Annotated in this window: 12 protein-coding genes and 1 pseudogene; 12 read left to right on the top strand and 1 reads right to left on the bottom strand. The window is 68.6% G+C overall.

What is annotated here, in order from left to right; all coding sequences use genetic code 11:
• The first annotated feature begins 74 nt into the window (after positions 1–74).
• The 6 genes from OOK07_RS40905 (at position 75) to OOK07_RS40930 (ending at position 9098) form a co-directional block, all read left to right on the top strand.
• Positions 75–1322, top strand: a complete 1248-nt coding sequence (locus OOK07_RS40905) for a sugar ABC transporter substrate-binding protein (RefSeq protein ID WP_266801645.1) — start codon at positions 75–77, stop codon at positions 1320–1322.
• Positions 1323–1332: 10 nt separating this feature from the next.
• Positions 1333–2316, top strand: coding sequence for a carbohydrate ABC transporter permease (locus tag OOK07_RS40910; RefSeq protein WP_266801646.1), 984 nt, complete (start codon positions 1333–1335; stop codon positions 2314–2316).
• Positions 2313–3158, top strand: a complete 846-nt coding sequence (locus OOK07_RS40915; RefSeq protein WP_266801647.1) for a carbohydrate ABC transporter permease — start codon at positions 2313–2315, stop codon at positions 3156–3158. The genes OOK07_RS40910 and OOK07_RS40915 overlap by 4 nt, the downstream gene beginning before the upstream one ends.
• An 80-nt stretch (positions 3159–3238) precedes the next feature.
• A complete protein-coding gene (locus OOK07_RS40920) occupies positions 3239–4975 on the top strand; it encodes a glucosylglycerate hydrolase family protein (RefSeq protein ID WP_266801648.1) in 1737 nt (578 codons plus the stop codon).
• Positions 4976–5048: 73 nt separating this feature from the next.
• Positions 5049–6902, top strand: coding sequence for an RICIN domain-containing protein (locus tag OOK07_RS40925; RefSeq protein WP_266801649.1), 1854 nt, complete (start codon positions 5049–5051; stop codon positions 6900–6902).
• A 348-nt stretch (positions 6903–7250) separates the two neighbouring features.
• Positions 7251–9098 (top strand): RICIN domain-containing protein, encoded by a 1848-nt coding sequence (locus tag OOK07_RS40930; protein WP_266801650.1) that lies wholly within the window; start codon positions 7251–7253, stop codon positions 9096–9098.
• Positions 9099–9142: 44 nt separating this feature from the next.
• On the opposite strand, the gene OOK07_RS40935 is transcribed toward OOK07_RS40930, so the two are convergent.
• On the bottom strand, positions 9143–9427 hold the full coding sequence (locus OOK07_RS40935; RefSeq protein ID WP_266801651.1) for a hypothetical protein: 285 nt from the start codon (positions 9425–9427) through the stop codon (positions 9143–9145).
• 771 nt (positions 9428–10198) lie between these two features.
• On the opposite strand from OOK07_RS40935, the gene OOK07_RS40940 reads away from it, so the two are divergent.
• The 6 genes and pseudogenes from OOK07_RS40940 to OOK07_RS40965 all read left to right on the top strand — a co-directional run.
• Entirely contained in the window at positions 10199–11329 is a 1131-nt protein-coding gene (locus OOK07_RS40940; protein WP_266801652.1) for a glycoside hydrolase family 12 protein, read from the top strand.
• A gap of 182 nt (positions 11330–11511) precedes the next feature.
• Positions 11512–12534, top strand: coding sequence for a LacI family DNA-binding transcriptional regulator (locus OOK07_RS40945; RefSeq protein ID WP_266801653.1), 1023 nt, complete (start codon positions 11512–11514; stop codon positions 12532–12534).
• A 649-nt stretch (positions 12535–13183) separates the two neighbouring features.
• Positions 13184–14755: an arabinofuranosidase catalytic domain-containing protein gene (locus OOK07_RS40950; RefSeq protein ID WP_266801654.1), complete on the top strand. Its 1572-nt coding sequence runs from the start codon at positions 13184–13186 to the stop codon at positions 14753–14755.
• A 66-nt stretch (positions 14756–14821) separates the two neighbouring features.
• Positions 14822–17272, top strand: coding sequence for an RICIN domain-containing protein (locus OOK07_RS40955; RefSeq protein ID WP_266801655.1), 2451 nt, complete (start codon positions 14822–14824; stop codon positions 17270–17272).
• Positions 17273–17355: 83 nt separating this feature from the next.
• Positions 17356–18495 (top strand): ricin-type beta-trefoil lectin domain protein, encoded by a 1140-nt coding sequence (locus tag OOK07_RS40960; protein ID WP_266801656.1) that lies wholly within the window; start codon positions 17356–17358, stop codon positions 18493–18495.
• Positions 18496–18579: 84 nt separating this feature from the next.
• Positions 18580–20052, top strand: a pseudogene (locus OOK07_RS40965) (endo-1,4-beta-xylanase); the annotation flags it as partial.
• Positions 20053–20131: the final 79 nt, after the last annotated feature.

Below are 20131 nucleotides of genomic sequence, written 5' to 3' on the forward strand. Positions count from 1 at the left end.
TCCCTCCTCTTCACCCGTGCCCGCGGCACCCCCTGCCTCGGCACCCGTATGCCCTGAACAAAGGAACTCCTGCCATGAACAGCTCCTCCAGACAGCGCCGTCTGACCGCCGCGGCCCTGACCGCCCTGGCTGTCGCCGTCAGTGCCACCGCCTGCTCCTCCGGCTCGGGCAGCACCGACACCAAGGGCGCCGGCAGCGGCACCTACACCATCTGGGACCCCTACCCGCAGTTCGACAAGACCTCGTCCTGGGCGAAGCTGCTGGACCAGTGCGGCACCAAGGCCGGAGTGAAGATCAAGCGGACCGCCTTCGACACCAGCGACCTGGCCAACAAGTCGCTGCTGGCGGCACAGCAGGGCAACTCCGCGGACGTCCTCATCGTCGACAACCCGGTGGTGTCGACGCTGGCCGAGGCGGGCGTGCTCACCACGACCGACGACAGCAACCTGGACACCTCGAAGGTCGACCCCAACCTGCTCGCGGCCGGCCAGTCGGGCGGCAAGACCTACGGCATGCCGATCGGCGCCAACACTCTCGCCCTCTACTACAACAAGAAGGTGCTGAAGGCGGCCGGGGTGGACATCTCCTCGGTCAAGGACTGGACGTCGCTGACGGCGGCGCTGGCGAAGGTCAAGAGCGCCGGCAAGAAGGGCATCACCTTCTCGGCGATCGGCACCGAGGAGGGCAGCTTCCAGTTCCTGCCCTGGCTCTGGGGATCGGGCGCCAAGCTGACCGAACTCGACTCCTCCCAGGCCGTGTCCGCGCTGTCCCTGTGGAAGGACTGGCTGAAGCAGGGCTACGCCCCGAACTCGGTGATCAACAACACCCAGACCACCAGCTGGCAGGAGTTCGCCGGCGGCGACTACGCGTTCAGCGAGAACGGCACCTGGCAGCTCGCCAACGCCAAGAAGGCCGGCCTCGACTACGGGGTGCTGCCCATCCCGACGGCCACGGGCGGCAACGCCGCGGCTCCCACCGGCGGCGAGTTCGTGACCCTTCCGGTCCAGAAGGACACCGGCCGCTACGCCACTTCCCAGAAGCTGGTGACCTGCCTGACCAGCACCGACAACCTCAACAACACCGACACCGCCCTGTCCTACGTGGCTCCCACGAGCGAAGTCCAGGACAAGCAGGTGGCCGCGAACCCCGAGCTGAAGCCGTGGGTGGAGGCGGTCAAGGCGGCCAAGGGACGCACCAGTGACGACCTGGGCACCAAGTACCCCAAGATCTCCGAGCAGCTGTGGAAGGCCGTCCAGTCCGCCCTCAGCGGATCCAAGTCGCCCAAGGACGCGCTCAGTTCGGCGCAGGCCGCGGCCAAGTGACGAGAGCCCGATGAAGCACACGACACTTCCGACGGACCACCGGTCCACGGGCGTCCGGAACGGGGCGGCCATCGCCGCCCCGCCCCGGGACCGCCGCAGGAAACGCCGCCGTCCCGCCTCCCAGCAGTGGGCCGCCTGGGGATTCCTCGCCCCGGTCACCCTCTACCTGGCGCTCTTCTACGCGTATCCGCTCTACCGCAACCTCGATTTGAGCCTGCGCAACTACACCGTCCGCTCGTTCGTCCAGGGCGACGCCCCGTTCACGGGCCTGGCCAACTACCGCACCGTCTTCGACAACCCGACGTTCGCCCCGGCCCTGCTGCACACCGCGGTCTTCACCGCCGCCTGTCTGGTCTTCCAGTACGCCATCGGGCTCGCGCTCGCGGTCTTCTTCAACCAGCACTTCCGGCTGTCGGCCACGCTGCGCGCCCTGTTCCTCGTACCGTGGCTGCTGCCGCTGATCGTGTCGGCGTCCACCTGGTCGTGGATGCTCAACAGCGACTCCGGCATCGTCAACGCCACCCTGCACGCCATCGGTATCGGCCCGGTGAACTGGCTGACCTCACCCTCCTGGTCCCTGACCTCGGTGATCATCGCCAACATCTGGATCGGTGTCCCCTTCAACCTGGTCGTCCTCTACAGCGGCCTGCAGTCCATCCCCACCAGCCTGTACGAGGCCGCCGCCCTGGACGGCGCGGGCGCCTGGCGACGCTTCTGGAGCATCACCTTCCCGCTGCTGCGCCCGGTGTCCGCGATCACCCTCCTGCTGGGCCTGGTCTACACGCTCAAGGTCTTCGACATCATCTGGATCATGACCAAGGGCGGCCCGGCCGACTCCTCCACCACCTTCGCCACCTGGTCCTACCAACTCGGCTTCGGCAACCTGCTGCCCGCCTTCGGCCCCGGCGCGGCCGTCGGCAACCTGCTCGTCGTCGCCGCCCTGGTCTTCGGCCTGATCTACCTGAAGGTCCAGCGAAAGCAGGCGCTGTCATGACCACAAACGCCATCAGCACCCCGCAGCGCCGCAACCGCAGCTGGGTCAAGACGACCGTCGGCGTCCTGCTCACCGCGGTCATGCTCTTCCCGGTCTACTGGATGCTCAACGTGTCCTTCACCCGCGACCAGGACATGCGCAAGAGCCCGCCCAGCCTGTTCCCCGCCCACGGCACTCTGGAGGGCTACCGCGCCGTCCTCGACCAGCAGTTGCCCTACCTCGGCACCAGCCTCGTCATCGGCCTGGGCACCGTCGTGCTGACCGTGGCGCTGGCCGCGCCCGCCGGCTACGCGCTGGCGAAACTGCGCCCACGCGGCGGCGGCGTGCTCAGCTTCCTCCTCCTGGTCGCCCAGATGGTCCCCGGCATCATCATGGCGATGGGCTTCTACGCCATCTACCTCAGCCTGGGCCTGCTGCAGTCCGTCCCCGGCCTGATCGTCGCCGACTCCACCCTCGCCGTCCCGTTCGCGGTCCTGATCTTCACCGCGTTCATGTCCGGCATCCCCGGCGAGCTGATCCAGGCAGCGCAGATGGACGGCGCAAGGGCCCTGCGCACCTTCTGGTCGATCATCCTGCCGATGAGCCGAAACTCGATCGTCACGGTGTCACTGTTCGCGTTCCTGTGGTCCTGGTCCGACTTCATCTTCGCCAGCACCCTCGCCAACGGCGGCGCACACGAGCCGATCACCCTCGGCATCTACCACTACATCGGCAACAACAACCAGCAGTGGAACGCCATCATGGCCACCGCCGTCGTGGCCTCACTGCCCGCCACGGTGATCCTGGTCCTCGCCCAGCGCTACGTCGCCGCCGGCGTGACCGCCGGCGCCGTCAAGGACTGAGTCCCCCACTCCGCCCGGCAGCCGAAGCGTCCGTGCGTCAGCCGACCGCTGCCTCCTGCTCCAGAAACGAGTCACGCCCCATGACCGCCGCCTCGTCCGGCCCGGCCTTCTCCGTCCACGACATACCGTTCAGCACCTACGGATCCTGGTTCGACATCTCGCCCGTGGTCGCGGAAAAGACGTACGCCGAGGACCTCCACCTCGTCTCGCACCAGAACGGCATGCACGCCGTCCTGCGCCTGATCCCCGTGGACCCGGCCACCGGAGACCGGGCCGTCACCCGTGTGGACGCGACCCCCGGCCTGCTCAGCTGGATCGGTGAGAGCGGGCGCACGGACCTCGCCTACGAGTCGCCCGACACCGTACGCCTGCGGGGGAGCGGCCTGGATGTCGGCGTGTCCGCCGCCGCGCACACCCTGACCCCGTTCAGCGGAACGTACTTCTTCCACGATCCGGCGGCGGACGCCTACGTGTTCACGTCGTACGAGACCGGCCGCCGTTACCGCGTCACCGTGCTGTCCGGCACGATCACCGGCACGGCCGGAGCCCAGGCCCTGGGCAGCAGCGACCGCGGTCTCACCGTGACCGCCCAGTCGGACGGAGCCTGGGAGATAGCGATCGAGGAACTCGAAACCTCCCGCCCGCCGTACGTGCCCACGGCGACGTTCGACGACGTCGTGGAGTCCGTTCGGGGTGCGTTCGCGGACTTCGTCGATGCGGTGGCCCCTTGGCGCTCGTCCGCCACGCCGGCCGCCGAACTCGCCGCCTACGTGGTGTGGTCGGCGACCGTACGGCCGGCGGGCCTGGTCACCCGGCCCGCCGTGCTGATGTCCAAGCACTGGATGGACAAGGTCTGGAGCTGGGACCACTGCTTCAACGCCCTTGCCCTGGCTCCCGGTTGCCCCCAACTCGCCCTGGACCAGTACCACCTGCCCTTCGACCACCAGGACGACAGCGGCGCCCTGCCCGACTCGGTCACCCACTCCGAGGTCCTGCACAACTTCGTCAAACCCCCCATTCACGGCTGGACCTTCGGCCACCTGCGCCACCGTCTGCCGACCCCTCCCAGCCGGGCCCAACTGGCTGAGACCTACGTCCGGTTGGAGCGCTGGACCGAGTTCTGGCTCACCGTACGAAGAGCCCCCGCCGCCGAGCTGCCCCACTACCAGCACGGCAACGACAGCGGCTGGGACAACGCCACCACCTTCGACCCCGAGCGCGTGGTCGTCACCGCCGACCTCGCCGCCTTCCTCGTCCTCCAGCTGCACGAACTCGCCGCCCTGGCTGATGAGTTGGGCAAGCCGGACGAGGCACACAGGTGGACGGCGACAGCCGAGGAGACCCAGACGGCGCTGCTCGACCAGCTCTGGACCGGCGACAGGTTCGTCGCCCGGTCGGCCGCCACCGGGGACACCTGGAGCAGTTCCAGCCTCCTCGACCTGATGGCCATCGTCCTGGGCGAACACCTGCCCGGCGAGGTCAGCAGCGCACTGGCCGACCACATCAAGGCCCACCTGACCCCGTACGGCCTCGCCACCGAACTGACCACGTCACCGCACTACCTCGCAGACGGTTACTGGCGCGGCCCGATCTGGGCACCCGCCACCGTCCTCGTGGAGGACGGCCTGCGCCGCGCCGGTCACCAGCGGCTCGCGGACGACATCAGCGCCCGCTTCCGCGCTCTGTGCGAGACCCACGGCTTCGCCGAGAACTTCGACGCCCTGACCGGAACGGGTCTGCGCGACCGCGCCTACACCTGGACCGCCAGCAGCTACCTCCTGCTGGCCGAAGCGCACGCCCACCGAGAGAGCAGCTGAGGGCCGCCTCCCACCAGCCCCGGGACCGTAACGAGCCCCGGTTCCTCCTCCGTCCCCCTTCAGGAGCCGCACCATGTACTCACCCGCCACTCTGCCCCGACCAGCGAACCGCACCGGACGCCGAGCCATCTGGTCCGCCGCCGTCCTCGTGACCTCCCTGGCCGCGACCCTGATACCCGCCGCCCCCTCCCGGGCCGCGGACACCAGCGTCACCGTCGACTTCGCCAACGCCGGAGGCGCCCCCACCTACCGCGCCTCCGGAATGATCTACGGGATGACGCCGAACGGCTCACTCCCGCAGGACCACTTCTTCAAGGACATCAAGTGGCACTTCATGCGGGCCGGCGGCGCCCAGCTCAACAGCGGCGGCTATGCCACCAGCCTCGCCGAGTACCAGACCCGCTGGAACTCGACCCTGGCGCAGTACAGGCGCACCGCCGCCCTCGGCGGGACCTTCGTGATCCTGCCGCACGACCTGTGGGGCGCCGACAGCACCACCCACGTGGGCTGGCCCGGTGACAACGGAAACTGGACGCAGTTCGACAACTTCGTCACCCAGCTCATAGGCGACGTCAAAGCCAACAACATGACGGTCCAGTGGGACCTGTGGAACGAGCCCGACGGCAGCGGCTTCTGGGGCGCCTCGCAGGCGCAGTACCTGCAGATGTGGTCGCGGTTCTACGCCCGGGTCCGGGCGGCGTTCCCGGACCAGCTCATCGTGGGCCCCAGCATCGCCGGCCAGCCCACCTCCTCCAACAGCTGGTGGACCACGTATCTCAACTACGTCAAGGCCAACAACGTCGCCCCCGACATCTACAGCTGGCACGACGAACCCGCCGACCCCGTCCCGGGTGTCGCGAGCGCCAACTCCACCCTCGCCGCCGCGGGGCTGACCAACACCCGCCCCTACCAGATCAACGAGTACGCTGCGCTCTCCCAGCAGAACCCCGGCGGCGGAGCCTGGTTCATCGGCCGCCTGGAGCGGGCCGGCGCCGACGGCCTGCGGGGCAACTGGGCCTCCGGCACCGCCCTGCACGACGACGAGGCGAACCTGCTCACCAAGAACAGCGCCGGCCAGTACCTGCCGCTGGGCGAGTGGTTCATGTACCGCTACTACGGCTCCCAGACCGGCAACATCGTCAACCTCGTCCCCGGCTCCGGCACCGACGGCCTCGCCACCAAGGACAACACCGCGAAGAACGCCAAGATCCTGCTCGGCAGCAACGGCAACACCGGCAACGTCACCGTCAACCTCACCGGCCTGGCCAGCACCTCGGTGGTGGAGAGCGGCAAGGTCCGCGCGGTCGTCCAGCGCGTCCCCTACAACAACGGCGCCGCGGTGGCAGGCCCGGAGACGATCTCCGACACCACCCTGACGGTCAGCAACAACGCGGCCTCGGTCAGCCTGCCCTGGAGCAACGCCAAGGACGGCTACACCGTCACCCTGCTCCCGCCGTCCAACACGACGGTCTCCACGGTCGCGGTCAGCGAGAACAGCGGCCAGTGCCTGGACGACACCAACCTGAGCACCGCCAACGGCACCCAGTACCAGCAGTGGAACTGCGAGGGCGGCTACCAGCAGATGCTCGACCTCAAGCCGGTCAGCGGAAAGACCAATACCTACACCGTGGTCAACGAGCTCAGCGGCAAGTGCCTCGACGTCTCGGGGGCGTCCACCGCCGACGGGGCCGGCGTCATCCAGTACACCTGCAGCGGCGCCACCAACCAGCAGTTCACCCTCGATCCGGTCACCGCGCTGGGCAACAGCAAGGACTACCAGCTGGTCGCCGTCCACAGCGGCAAGTGCGTGGATGTCAGCAACGTCTCGACCACGGCAGGCGCGCTGATCCACCAGTGGACCTGTGACCCGGCGAGCGCGCTGAACAACAAGAGGAACCAGATCTGGCGCCTCCAGGGCATGGGCTGACTCGGCGGCGTGGGCTCCCAGCACGGCAGGGAGCACACGCCCGGGCCAGCCGGACTGACGCGCCGGACGGATTCCGACTCGATGCCGGGAGGCCGTCCTGGTTCGGGCGACCGATGAACCGTTCGCCGTCCCACAGCCCGTGACGGCCCGATCCCGGATGCGCCCCCGCCTCCGCCCTCGTCACCGGAACGGGCCGCCTGCGCGACCGCGCCTACACCTGGACCGCCAGCAGCTCCCTCCTCCTGGCCGAAGCACACGCCCACCGAGAGAGCCGCTGACCGGCCGCCTCCCCGCAGCCCTGGGACCCTTCCCGCCCCGGACTCCCCCCGAAAATGCAGGAGCCGCACCATGAAATCCCCCTGGACACGTCCCAGACCCGCCGCCCGCACCGGACGCCGGGCGACAGCGTCCGCAGTCGTCCTCCTGGCCGCGCTCGCCACGACCCTGATACCGGCTGCCTCCTCCCAGGCCGCGGACACCAGCGTCACCGTCGACTTCGCCAACGCCGGAGGCGCCCCCACCTACCGCGCCTCCGGCACCCTGTACGGGATGAGCCCCGACGGCTCGCTGCCGCAGGACCACTTCTACAAGGACATCAAGTGGAACTCCGAGCGGGCCGGCGGTGCCCAGCTCAACAACGGCGGCTACGGCACCAGCCTCGCCGCCTACCAGACCCGCTGGAACGCCACGCTCGCCCAGTACAAGCGCACCGCCGCCCTCGGCGGCACCTTCATCCTCCTCCCGCACGACCTGTGGGGCGCCGACAGCACCACCAGCCAGGCCTTCCCCGGCGACAACGGCGACTGGACCAAGTTCGACGCCTTCGTCAACCAGCTCTTCTCCGACGTCAAGGCCAACCACATGACGGTCCAGTGGGACCTCTGGAACGAGCCCAACGGCCAGGGGTTCTGGCCCCGGCCGGAGACCCAGTACCTCCAGATGTGGTCCCGCTTCTACGCCGCCGTCCGCGCCAACTTCCCCGGCCAGCTCATCGTCGGCCCCAGCTACTCCCAGCACCCCGAGAACAACACCTGGTGGCAGGCGTTCCTGCCCTACGTCAAGACCAACAACGTCGTCCCCGACATCTGGAGCTGGCACGCCGAGGCCGGTGACCCCGTCGCCGACGCCGGCGCCATGGACGGCCTGCTCTCCTCCTACGGCCTCACCAACACCCGCCCCTACCAGATCAACGAGTACGCCACGCTCGCCCAGCAGAACCCCGGCGGCGGCGCCTGGTACATCAGCCGCCTGGAACGCGCCGGCGCCGACGGTCTGCGCGGCAACTGGGCCTCCGGCACCAACCTGCACGACGACGAGGCCAACCTCCTCACCAAGAACAGCGTCGGCCAGTACCTGCCGCTGGGCGAGTGGTTCATGTACCGCTACTACGGCTCCCAGACCGGCAACGTCGTCAACCTCGTCCCCGGCTCCGGCGTCGACGGCCTGGCCACCAAGGACAACACCGCGAAGAACGCCAAGGTGCTGCTCGGCAGCAACGGCAACACCGGCAACGTCACCGTCAACCTCACCGGCCTGAACACCACCTCGGTCGTGGAGAGCGGCAAGGTCCGCGCCGTCGTCCAGCGCGTGCCCGGCGTCAACGGCGCCGTCACCGGGCCCACCACCATCTCCGACACCACCCTGACCGTCAGCAACAACGCCGCCTCGGTGACGATCCCCTACACCAACGCCAAGGACGGCTACACCGTCACCCTCCTGCCGCCGTCCAACACCACCGTCTCCACGGTCGCCGTCAGCGAGAACAGCGGTCAGTGCCTGGACGACACCAACCTGAGCACCGCCAACGGCACCCAGTACCAGCAGTACTACTGCGAGGGCGGCTACCAGCAGATGCTCGACCTCAAGCCGGTCAGCGGCAAGACCAACACATACACGGTGGTCAACGAACTCAGCGGCAAGTGCCTCGACGTCTCCGGGGGCTCCACCGCCGACGACGCCGCCGTCATCCAGTACACCTGCAGCGGCGCCACCAACCAGCAGTTCACCCTCAACCCCGTCACTGCCCTCAGCAACAGCCAGGACTACCAACTCGTCGCCGTCCACAGCGGCAAGTGCGTCGACGTCAGCGATGTCTCGAAGACGGCCGGAGCCAAGATCCACCAGTGGACCTGTGACCCCGCCAGCGCACTGAGCACCAAGAAGAACCAGATCTGGCGCCTCCAGGGCAAGGGCTGACACCGTCCGCCCCGGGAGCTTCCCGGCAGGGCGGCCGTACGGCATCACTGCCGTACGGCCGCCCTTCGCTTGTGCCCGGCCGGCTTCACGACGTGGCCGCAGACGGTGCAGACCACGCCCAGGACGAGGAGGTCCCCGGAGTAGGTGAGCAGGCTTGCGACCTGGACCAGGAGGCCGAGCCCCCACAGTCGGGGGTTGCGCACGATGCGGCGCAGCAGTCGGCCGGGCACACGGTTGCCGGTGAAGGCATAGATGCCCAGTGAGCCCACGCACAGCGAGACGAGGGCGACAAGGCCCAGGCTGAGCAACATCATTGAGCCGTACGACATGAGACACCCCCCAGATTGTTCTGTACGGGACAATATCCCCGGCCAGGAGCCCCATGTTCACCGGGTCAGCATCCAGCACTGCTGAGGGGTGTGCGGCCACGACCGGGAGGCGCGGCCTTTCCGGTGGCGGCTAAAAGTACTGAATGCGGGGGTGTCGCATCAGCGGCTCCCTGCCGCTCGGCAGGCGGTGACGTACGCGTCGGCTGATGGAATCGCTCCCACTGGTGCAACGGACGGTAGCGCCAACACGACTGGAAGCACAGGGGTGTTGCCCAACTTTTCTCGACTCGTCCAGATCCAGCGATTCAACTTCTTGACGTCTTGACCGAGCGCACACCTGTCCCCACTATTGGGAGCGCTCCCACTGGTTCAAGTCTTGACCCCCTCGAGCCGCACTCCGCAAGGAGGAACCAGAACCATGGATCCCGGACGCAAGAGCACGGCCACGCACCAGACGTCGCTCACAGAGGCCGCGCCGCACCGCCCCTCGCCCCGCACCGCTTCTGGGCCCGTGCGCACAACGCCCTGGTCGTGAACCCGGCCGCGGTGAACTCGTACGCGAGCGCCCCAGCCACCCCTTGAAGTTCCGCGTGCCGCACTCCGTCGCAGCCTGACGGGGTCACCAGCCGGGCGGCCCTCAGTCCCCAGAGGGCTGCCCGGCGTTGTCGCCAGGAACAAGATCGACCCACCCGTCCCGGCGAACCCCCAGGGGAGCGCTCCCGAACCGAGGACGCTCCGCCGCTTCCCCTCACACCCCCGCGGAGGATCCGCATGCAACTCCCACTCCCCAACCCCAGGAGCAGAGCACAGGCCGTGCTCGGAGCCCTGCTCACGGCACTGCTCACCCTCACGGCGCTGCTCACCGCCGCTCCGCCGTCACACGCCGACTCGACCATCTGCGAGCAGTTCGGCTCGACCACGATCCAGGGCCGTTACGTCGTCCAGAACAACCGCTGGGGCACCGACGCCACCCAGTGCGTCACCGCCACGGCCTCCGGCTTCAGGGTCGCCCAGGCCGACGGCGCGGTTCCGACGAACGGCGGCCCGAAGTCCTACCCGTCCGTCTTCTACGGCTGTCACTACACCAACTGCTCACCCGGTACGAACCTCCCGGCCCGGCTGAGTTCGATCTCGAACGCGCCCACGAGCATCTCCTACAACTATGTCAGCGGCGCGGTCTACGACGCCGCGTACGACATATGGCTGGACCCGACACCCCGCACCGACGGTGTGAACCGCACCGAGATCATGATCTGGTTCAACCGCGTGGGGGGCGTGCAGCCGGTCGGCTCGCAGACCGGCACCACCTCCGTGGCCGGCCGTTCATGGCAGGTGTGGAGCGGCAACAACGGCACCAACGACGTGCTGACCTTCGTCGCACCGTCTGCCATCAACAGCTGGAACTTCGACGTGATGGACTTCCTCCGCCAGGCCGTCTCCCGGGGACTCGCGCAGGACAACTGGTACCTGACGAGCATTCAGGCAGGGTTCGAGCCCTGGCAGAACGGGGCGGGACTGGCGGTGACGTCGTTCTCCTCGACCGTGAACCTCGGCGGAGGCACCCCCGGCGGTCCGGGTGGCTCGTCGGCGTGCAAGGTGGCCTACGGAACGAACGTGTGGCAGGGAGGCTTCACCGCCGAGGTCACCGTGACCAATACCGGTTCCTCTCCCGTCAACGGCTGGAGTCTCGCGTTCACACTGCCGTCAGGCCAGAAGACAACGAGTGTGTGGAACGCCAACCTCTCCCCGTCATCGGGGGCGGTGACCGCCGGCGGTCAGCAGTACAACGGGGACATCGCCCCCGGCGGGCAGGTGTCCTTCGGGTTCCAGGGCACCTACGGCGGCACCTTCGCCAAACCGGCGGGCTTCAGCCTGAACGGCACGGCCTGTACCGCCGCGTGAAATCGGCCGGCCCACCCTGCCTGACCCGCCCATCGCAACGCCCTCCCAACGCAAGCTCGGCGCCCACACGGGCCACGCGCATGGCCAACTCTGCCTATCCGGGGCCGAGTTGTCAGCCACCGATGTTGCTGCGCCGCGGTGCCTTCCGCCGTAAGATCGGTGATCTCGTGGGGGAGGTGGTCATGGGCAGGCGACGCCCTGGGGCGCCCACGCTGGAAGAGGTGGCCGCCCACGCCGGGGTGGGGCGAGGCACGGTCTCCCGCGTCGTCAACAACGCGGCCGGCGTGGCCGATTCGACACGCCGGGCCGTACAGCGAGCCATCGAGGAACTGGGTTACGTGCCCAATCTCGCCGCCCGGTCCCTGGCCGGGCAGCGGGCCGACGCCGTGGCCCTCGTCCTGACGGAACCGGACTGGAGGCAGTTCGCGGAGCCGTTCTTCTCGGAAATCGTGAGTTCGATCGGCGACGGGCTGGCCGACACCGGCATGCAACTGATGCTGACTCTGGTCCGCTCGAAGTCCGAGCGACAGCGCTTTTTGGAGTACGCGCGCGGCGGCCGGGTCGACGGCGCCCTGCTGATGTCCGTGCACGCGGGCGATCGGCTGCCGGACATGCTCGCCGAGGCGCGGTTGCCGACCGTGCTGCTGGGGCGTCGCTCGGCCGACGAGTACGTCAGCCACGTGGACGCGGACAACCTGGGCGGCGCCCGCAGTGCCGTCTCCTACCTGCTGAAACAGGGCCGTCGAGCGATCGCCACCATTACGGGACCGCTGGACATGTACGTCGCGCAGGCAAGGCTTCAGGGTTACCGCAACGCCCTGGAGCTGACCGGTCTGAAGAGTCCGCACTCCCTGGTTGCCGAAGGCGATTTCTCGCAGGACAGCGGTCGCCGTGCCATGACGGAGCTCCTGGAACGGCACCCGGAGATCGACGGCGTCCTCGCCGCGTCGGACACCACGGCGGCCGGGGCGCTGCAGGCGCTGCGGGCCGCGGGACGGCGCGTTCCCCAGGACGTCGCCGTGATCGGCTTCGACGACTTTCCGCTGGCCCAGCGCACCGAGCCGCGCCTGACCACAGTGCGCCAGCCGTTGGAGGAGATAGGACGAGCCATGATCAGGCTGCTGCTGGAGGAGATCGAGGAGCCGTACGTGGCCTGGCGCCACGTCATCCTGCATACGGAGCTGGTCGTTCGTGAATCGGCGTGACGAGCGGGGCGCGGGCGGCGGGTACAGGACGCGGTCTGCCGGAGTCTCATAAGCCCGGTGCAACGGCGCCGAGTTGCCCGAACCGGTATACGTTCCGGTCTTCCGAAATACCGGCAGGAATGGAGCGAATCGGTTCGACGTAAGCGCTTCGACAGGACGGCGCGACCGGCCGCGTGTGGGTTCGATGGCGTTCCGGGAGCTGAATGTGTCACCGACATCTGGTGGGGGTCCGGCCCGGTCGGCCAGTGCCCTCGATGTCGGCCCTCCCGGGTCCGATCCGATCGGCTGCGCTCCTGTTCAGCGGCATGATGGTGGGTCACACGGATGGTCCGGATCCTGCCGCCGGTCGCTGCTGGCCTTCCGTCGGTTTCCGCGCGGCAAGCGGTGGCGGCGCGGTGCGCCTGTTTCGGACCGCAACTTTTCGACGGTGCTGACGGCTTGCGTAACACGGGAATCAGCAGTCGAATCGATTCCGCAACAAGGTGCGCAGCAGAGGCCTGTGCACTCTTGGCAGCCCCGAGGCACCGGGAGCACCGGCTCCCGCAGAACCTCTCTGCATCCCACTGCACAACGGCACGTTCAAGCGCTTCGGTATGCAACAGCGCCACCACAACCCGACAGGGTTGCGCCGGCACGGTAGGGAGACCAGATGGGAACCACACGTACAAGACGCCGTCCGCTGTCCGGGCGCGGCGGCGTCGCGCGGTTGTTCGCGGTGGCATGTGACAGGTCGGCCGACGTGCCTTCGCCGACCCGCTCAGCACGCTCTCGTTGGAAGACGCTCGCCCGGGCGGCGGCCGCGGCCGCGCTCGTCGGCGGAGCCCTGGCCGGTGCGACGGCCACAGCCGGTACGGCCCGGGCCGCCACGTCCGGTCCGTGCGACATCTACGCGGCCGGCAACACCCCCTGCGTGGCGGCGCACAGCACGACGCGGGCGCTGTATGCCTCGTACAACGGACCGCTCTACCAGGTTCGGCGCGCCTCGGACAACACGACCCGGAACGTCGGTGTCCTGGAGGCGGGCGGGTACGCCGACGCCGCCGCCCAGGACTCGTTCTGCTCGGGCACGACCTGCCTGATCACGATCATCTACGACCAGTCGGGCCGCGGCAACAACCTCACCCAGGCACCCGGCGGCGGTGCCGCGGGCGGCCCCGACAACCTCGCCAACGCGACCGCCGCGCCCACCACGGTGGGAGGTCACAAGGCCTACGGCGTCTTCGTGGCGCCCGGCACCGGCTACCGCAACAACCACACCAATGGCGTCGCCACCGGGGACAACCCCGAGGGCATGTACGCGATCCTCGACGGCACGCACTACAACGGCGGCTGCTGCTTCGACTACGGCAACGCCGAGACGGACAGCAACGACGACGGCAACGGCACCATGGAGGCCATCTACTTCGGCAACATCAAGGTCTGGGGCTACGGTTCGGGCAACGGCCCGTGGATCATGGCCGACCTGGAGAACGGTCTGTTCTCCGGAGTGAACCAGCACTACAACGCCAACGATCCGACCATCAACCACCGGTACACGACCGCCGTCATCAAGGGCGGTGCCAACCACTGGGCGATCCGTGGCGGCAACGCGCAGTCCGGTGGCCTGTCGACCTTCTACGACGGTCCGCGCCCCAACGTCGCGGGATACAACCCGATGCGCAAGCAGGGCGCCATCATCCTGGGCACCGGTGGCGACAACAGCAAGGGCGCCCAGGGCACCTTCTACGAAGGGGTGATGACCTCCGGCTATCCGTCGGACGCCACCGAGAACGCCGTCCAGGCCAACATCACCGCGGCCGGGTACAGCAACTCCACCGGCGGGACGGGCACCGGGGCTCTGCACGCGGTGGGCGCGGGCAAGTGCCTGGACGTGCCGAACTCGTCCACCACGGCCGGCACGCAGCTGCAGATCTGGGCCTGCAGCGGCGGAGCCAACCAGACCTGGACCCGTACGTCCTCGGGCCAGCTGACCGTCTACAGCGGCGGCAGCCAGATGTGCCTCGACGCCTACGACAACCAGACGTCCGCCGGCACCAAGGTGGTGACCTGGCCGTGCAACGGCGGCGCCAACCAGCAGTGGCAGGTGAACTCCGACGGCACCGTCACGGGGACTCAGTCCGGGCTCTGCCTCGACGTCACGGGAGCCGCCACGGCCAACGGCGCCCTGGCGGAACTGTGGCCGTGCAACGGCGGATCCAACCAGCGATGGAGCCTCAGCTGACCTGGACGGCCCCGCTGCGCGCCCTGCTCACCACAGAACCCCACGTGACACCACCGGAGGATGACCATGTCCAGAGCCAGAGCGCTCCGTGGCCTGTGGGCCGCCCCCGTAGCTCTGCTCGCCCTGCTCGGCGGAAGTCTGCCCCTGGCAGGGTCCGCCTTCGCCGTACCGGCCGGGCGCCAGGCGTCGGCCGCCGACCTGTACGTGACGCCGGGTGCGGCTCCTGGCGGGACCGGCACCGCCGACCAGCCGTTCGCGACGATCGACCAGGCGCAGCAGCCCGCGCACCGGCTCTCGGCCGATTCTGACGTCGTGGTCCACCTGGCCGGCGGCACCTACCGGCAGTCCAAACCGCTGACCTTCGGCTCCGGCGACGGCGGTCAGAACGGCCACACCATCACCTACCAGGCCGTGTCCGGGCAGCACCCGGTCGTGAGCGGCGCCCAGCAGATATCGGGTTGGCAGGTGCATGATCAAACCAGCAATATCTGGTCGGTCCACGTCGGCACTGGTGTGAACACGCGTCAGCTGTACGTCGACGGCAAGCAGGCACCGCGGGCGGCGATCCAGGTGCCCCGCTCCAGCCTCACCTTCACCCAGACCGGCCTGACCATCAACGACTCCTCCCTCGACTACCTGGCCGGCCTCTCGGACCAGAAGCACATGGAAGTCGAGAGCCTCAACTCCTTCACCGACCGCTATGCGCCGGTCCAGTCGATCAGCGGCAGGACCATCACGATGCAGCAGCCCGCATGGAACAACAACTCCTGGGGCTACGACACCATCAACGCGCCGTTCGCCGGCGGGACCATGTACCTGGAGAACAACTACGCCTTCCTGAAGCAGGCCGGGCAGTGGTACCTCGACTCGTCCTCCGGCGACCTGTACTACCGGGCCCAGGCGGGCCAGAACCCGAACAGCCTCGACGTCGAACTGCCGCGACTGCAGAGCCTGCTGGGCATCAGCGGCAGCTACGGCTCGCCCGCGGCCGGACTGGGATTCACCGGCATACAGTTCACCGGCACCTCCTGGCTCGGCCCGAGCGGACCCGACGGTTACGCGGACCAGCAGAGCGGCGCACACATCACCGGTGCCTTCGCGATGCCCGCCAACTGGCTGAGCACCTGCAAGTCGGGCTGCACGCAGTTCGAGGCCACCCGCAACCACTGGGAGCAGATGCCCGCTGCCGTACAGGTCTCCGCCGCCACCGGCATCACGTTCTCCGGCAACACGTTCTCCGAACTCGGGCAGGCCGGACTGGGCGTGGGCAACGACGGTGTCGCCACCGCCTCCGGCACCGGACTCGGAGCAAGCGGTGTCACCATCACCGGCAACACCTTCACCGACATCGCCGGCAGCGGCATCCAGGTCGGCGGGATCCTGCCGGACGCGCACCACCCCAGCAACCCGCAGATGACCAACCAGAACATCACCATCAGCAACAACAAGGTCAGCGGCGTGGGCACCGACTACAAGGAGACCGCGGGAATCCTGTCGACCTACGTCACGAACGCGACGATCACCCACAACCAGTGCGACCACCTGCCCTACGACGGGATCGACATCGGCTGGGGCTGGGGGATGAACGACCCCGGCGGCAGCCAGGACTACGCCAACCGGGGCACGTACAACTACCAGCCCGTCTACAGCACTCCCACGACCCTGAAGAACAACACCGTCACCCACAACCTGGTCTTCGACACCAAGAACGCGATGTTCGACGGCGGCAGCATCTACAGCCTGTCCGCGAACCCCGGCTCGGTGATCTCCGACAACTACATGTACGACAACAACCACACCACCGCGCTGTACCTCGACGAGGGCTCCCGGTACCTGAAGGTGTCCAACAACGTGGTGCAGGACGCGAGCAACTGGGCGCTCACCAACGCCAACGCGAACAACCACACCGACGACAGCACGTTCTCCGGCAACTGGTACAACGGCGGCAACACGTACGTGGCCACCGGTCCTCCGCACAACAACGTCCTCACCGGCAACGTCCAGGTGAGCGGCACCAACTGGCCTCAGGGCGCCAAGCAGGTCATCCAGCAGGCGGGCCTCCAGTCGTCGGGCGGCGGGGGCGGCTTCCCCACCGGCCGTCACCAACTGGTGATCAGCAGCAACAGCCTGTGCCTGGACGTCTACGGCAACTCGGGCAGCGCGGGCGCCGCGATCGACCAGTGGACCTGCAACGGGCAGAGCAACCAGCAGTTCGAGTTCGTGCCGGTCTCGGGCGGCTACGGGCAACTGCGCGCGCAGAACTCCGGACAGGTCGTGACGGTGTCGGGCGGCTCCACGGCCGCCGGTACGCCGAACATCGTGCAGCAGGCCGCCGGCGGAGCGTCCAGCAGTCTGTGGCTGCCGGTACAGCAGTCCGACGGCTCGTACTCCTTCCGGAACCAGAACAGCGGTCTGTGCCTGGACGCCTACGGCGGCGGCAGCAACCCGGGCCAGCAACTGGACCAGTGGCAGTGCAAGAACGCACCCGGCACCAACCAGGACTTCACGCCCCGCTGACCGGCTCGTGCCTCCGAAACACCCGCACGGACCGGCAGTGCGTTCGCCCCCACCCGCTGTCCCGCACCCAGTGAGGAACGCTGATGAAGAAGTACTGGGCACCCTTGGCCGTGGCGCTGACGGCCTCCCTCGGGATGTGCGCCGCATGGCCCGCCGCGGCCGCCACCAGCGCCGAGGCGCCGCCCTCCGCGACGCGGGCCGCCGCCGCACCCGCGTCCCTGCGGCTGATGCCGTTGGGCGACTCGATCACCTGGGGCGTCGGCAGCCCGTCCGGGAACAGCTACCGCGACTTCGTGGGGAACCAACTGGCCGCCGATGGGCACGCTTTGGACTTCGTCGGTTCGGGCCGCAACGGCACCATGTCCGACCCTGACAACGAAGGGCACTCCGGCTGGCGGATCGACCAGATAGCCGGGATCGCGGACTCCGTGCTGGCCCGTTATCGCCCGAACGTGGTCACTCTGGAGATCGGTACCAACGACCTGAACGGCAACTACCAGGTCCCGACCGCCCCCGACCGGCTCCGCGCACTCATCGACCAGATCACCCGCGACGCCCCGGACGCGACCGTCCTCGTCGGCACCGTGATCGTCTCCACCAGCGGCAGCGAAGAGCCCCACCGGCCCGCGTTCAACGCCAAGATCCCCGGCATCGTCCAGGACGCACAGGCCGCCGGCAAACACGTACGTCTCGTGGACATGAGCGCGCTGACCGCCGCGGACCTCTCCGACGCCCTGCACCCCAACGACAACGGCTTCCGCAAGATGGCGGACGCCTTCCACGCGGGAGTGCAGGCCGCCGACGCGGCAGGCTGGATCAAGCCGCCGGTCTCCGTGGGCGGGCCGGTGCGCTCCGGGGTCGCGGGGAAGTGCCTGGACGTCAACGGCGGCAAGAGCGCCAACGGGACCGCCGCGCAGATCTGGTCCTGCAACGGCGCCGACGCGCAGTCGTGGTCCGCACGCTCGGACGGCACCTTGCGGGCGCTCGGGAAGTGCCTCGACGCCACCGGCTTCGGTACCGCCAGCGGCACCAAGATCGAGGTCTGGGACTGCAACGGCGGAACCAACCAGCAATGGCAGGCATACAACGGCGGCTACCGCAACCCGGTCTCCGGCCGCTGCCTCGACGACCCCGGCGCATCCACCACCGACGGCACGCAACTGGTCCTGTGGGACTGCAACGGAGCAACCAACCAGCAGTGGACCGCCCTGCCGGTCTCCTGAGCTCGTGACCCCAATCCACCGCGGCACCGTCTCGTGGCCGGTGCCCACCCCCCTCACGTCCCCACCCAAGGAGGCTGATCCTTCATGTCCTGGCTCAACAAGGAGCCCCTGCTCCGCAAAGCCCTGGTCTCGGCCACCGGCTTGTTGGCCGGCACGGCACTGGCCCTGACCGGGCCGGCGAGCCTCGCCGCACACGCGGCATCCGGCACGCTCGGCGCGGCCGCCGCCGACAGCGGCCGCTATTTCGGTACGGCCGTGGCCGGCGGGAAACTCGGCAACTCGACGTACTCCACGATCCTCGACCGGGAATTCAACATGATCACCCCGGAGAACGAGATGAAGTGGGACACCACCGAGCCGTCCCGCGGCAACTTCAACTTCGGCCCGGCCGACCAGATCGTCAGTCACGCCACCGGGCACGGGCAGCGGATGCGCGGCCACACCCTGGTGTGGCACTCGCAGCTGCCCGGCTGGGTCAGCTCCATCGGTGACGCGAACACCCTGCGCAGCGTGATGAACAACCACATCACCACGGAGATGAACCACTTCAAGGGCAAGATCTACGCCTGGGACGTGGTCAACGAGGCGTTCGCCGACGGCGGCAGCGGCCAGCACCGCAGCTCGGTCTTCCAGAACGTGCTCGGCAACGGCTTCATCGAGGAGGCGTTCCGCACCGCCCGGGCCACCGACTCCTCGGCCAAGCTCTGCTACAACGACTACAACATCGAGAACTGGTCGGACGCCAAGACACAGGGCGTCTACAACATGGTCAAGGACTTCAAGGCGCGCGGTGTGCCCATCGACTGCGTCGGATTCCAGAGCCACTTCGGCGCCGGAGGCCCGCCCGCCAGTTTCCAGACCACCCTGTCCAACTTCGCCGCCCTCGGCGTCGACGTCCAGATCACCGAACTCGACATCGCCCAGGCGTCGTCGACCGCGTACGGGAACACGGTCAGGGCGTGCATGAGCGTCGCCCGCTGCACCGGCATCACCGTGTGGGGGATCAGGGACAGCGACTCCTGGCGGACGGGGGAGAACCCGCTGCTGTTCGACAACAACGGCAACAAGAAGCCGGCCTACGACGCGTCCCTCTCCGCGCTCGGCGGAGGCACGGGGAACCCGGGCGGCGGCATCGTCTCGGGCCAGGTGTACTCGCTCACCGATGTCGCCGCGGGCCGGGTGCTGGACGTGCCGGGTGGACAGACGGCGAACGGCACCTCCTTGCAGGTCTGGGACGCCAACGGCACTGCTGCGAACCAGCAGTGGCGGGCGAGCCAGAACAGCGACGGCTCCTACACGCTGACCAACGTCGGCAGCGGACGCGTTCTGGACGAGCCGGGCGGACAGACGGGGAACGGAACGCGGATGGAGATCTGGGACTCCAACGGCGGCGCCAACCAGCACTGGAGGGCGAGCCAGAACGGCGACGGCTCGTACACCCTGACCAACGTCGCATCCGGCCGGGCGCTGGAGGTCCCCAGCGGGCAGACCGGCAACGGGTCCCCGGTCCAGATCTGGGACGTCAACGGCGGCGCCAACCAGCACTGGAGCTTCAGGTGAGGTGACCCGCGCCCAGCGCGCGGACCTGCACCCTGACGAACACCCGCGTCCGGTACGACGGCCGTCGCCGGACGCG

It is taken from the genome of Streptomyces sp. NBC_00078 (genome assembly GCF_026343335.1).
GTDB lineage: Bacteria > Actinomycetota > Actinomycetes > Streptomycetales > Streptomycetaceae > Streptomyces.

Bases quoted from the DNA above. Each gene is read 5' to 3' on its own strand.
- OOK07_RS40960 (WP_266801656.1), top strand. From the start codon at position 17,356: ATGAAGAAGTACTGGGCACCCTTGGCCGTGGCGCTGACGGCCTCCCTC.
- OOK07_RS40915 (WP_266801647.1), top strand. From the start codon at position 2,313: ATGACCACAAACGCCATCAGCACCCCGCAGCGCCGCAACCGCAGCTGG.
- OOK07_RS40950 (WP_266801654.1), top strand. From the start codon at position 13,184: ATGGGAACCACACGTACAAGACGCCGTCCGCTGTCCGGGCGCGGCGGC.
- OOK07_RS40955 (WP_266801655.1), top strand. From the start codon at position 14,822: ATGTCCAGAGCCAGAGCGCTCCGTGGCCTGTGGGCCGCCCCCGTAGCT.
- OOK07_RS40920 (WP_266801648.1), top strand. From the start codon at position 3,239: ATGACCGCCGCCTCGTCCGGCCCGGCCTTCTCCGTCCACGACATACCG.
- OOK07_RS40910 (WP_266801646.1), top strand. From the start codon at position 1,333: ATGAAGCACACGACACTTCCGACGGACCACCGGTCCACGGGCGTCCGG.
- OOK07_RS40930 (WP_266801650.1), top strand. From the start codon at position 7,251: ATGAAATCCCCCTGGACACGTCCCAGACCCGCCGCCCGCACCGGACGC.
- OOK07_RS40935 (WP_266801651.1), bottom strand. From the start codon at position 9,427: ATGTCGTACGGCTCAATGATGTTGCTCAGCCTGGGCCTTGTCGCCCTC.
- OOK07_RS40905 (WP_266801645.1), top strand. From the start codon at position 75: ATGAACAGCTCCTCCAGACAGCGCCGTCTGACCGCCGCGGCCCTGACC.
- OOK07_RS40925 (WP_266801649.1), top strand. From the start codon at position 5,049: ATGTACTCACCCGCCACTCTGCCCCGACCAGCGAACCGCACCGGACGC.
- OOK07_RS40940 (WP_266801652.1), top strand. From the start codon at position 10,199: ATGCAACTCCCACTCCCCAACCCCAGGAGCAGAGCACAGGCCGTGCTC.
- OOK07_RS40945 (WP_266801653.1), top strand. From the start codon at position 11,512: ATGGGCAGGCGACGCCCTGGGGCGCCCACGCTGGAAGAGGTGGCCGCC.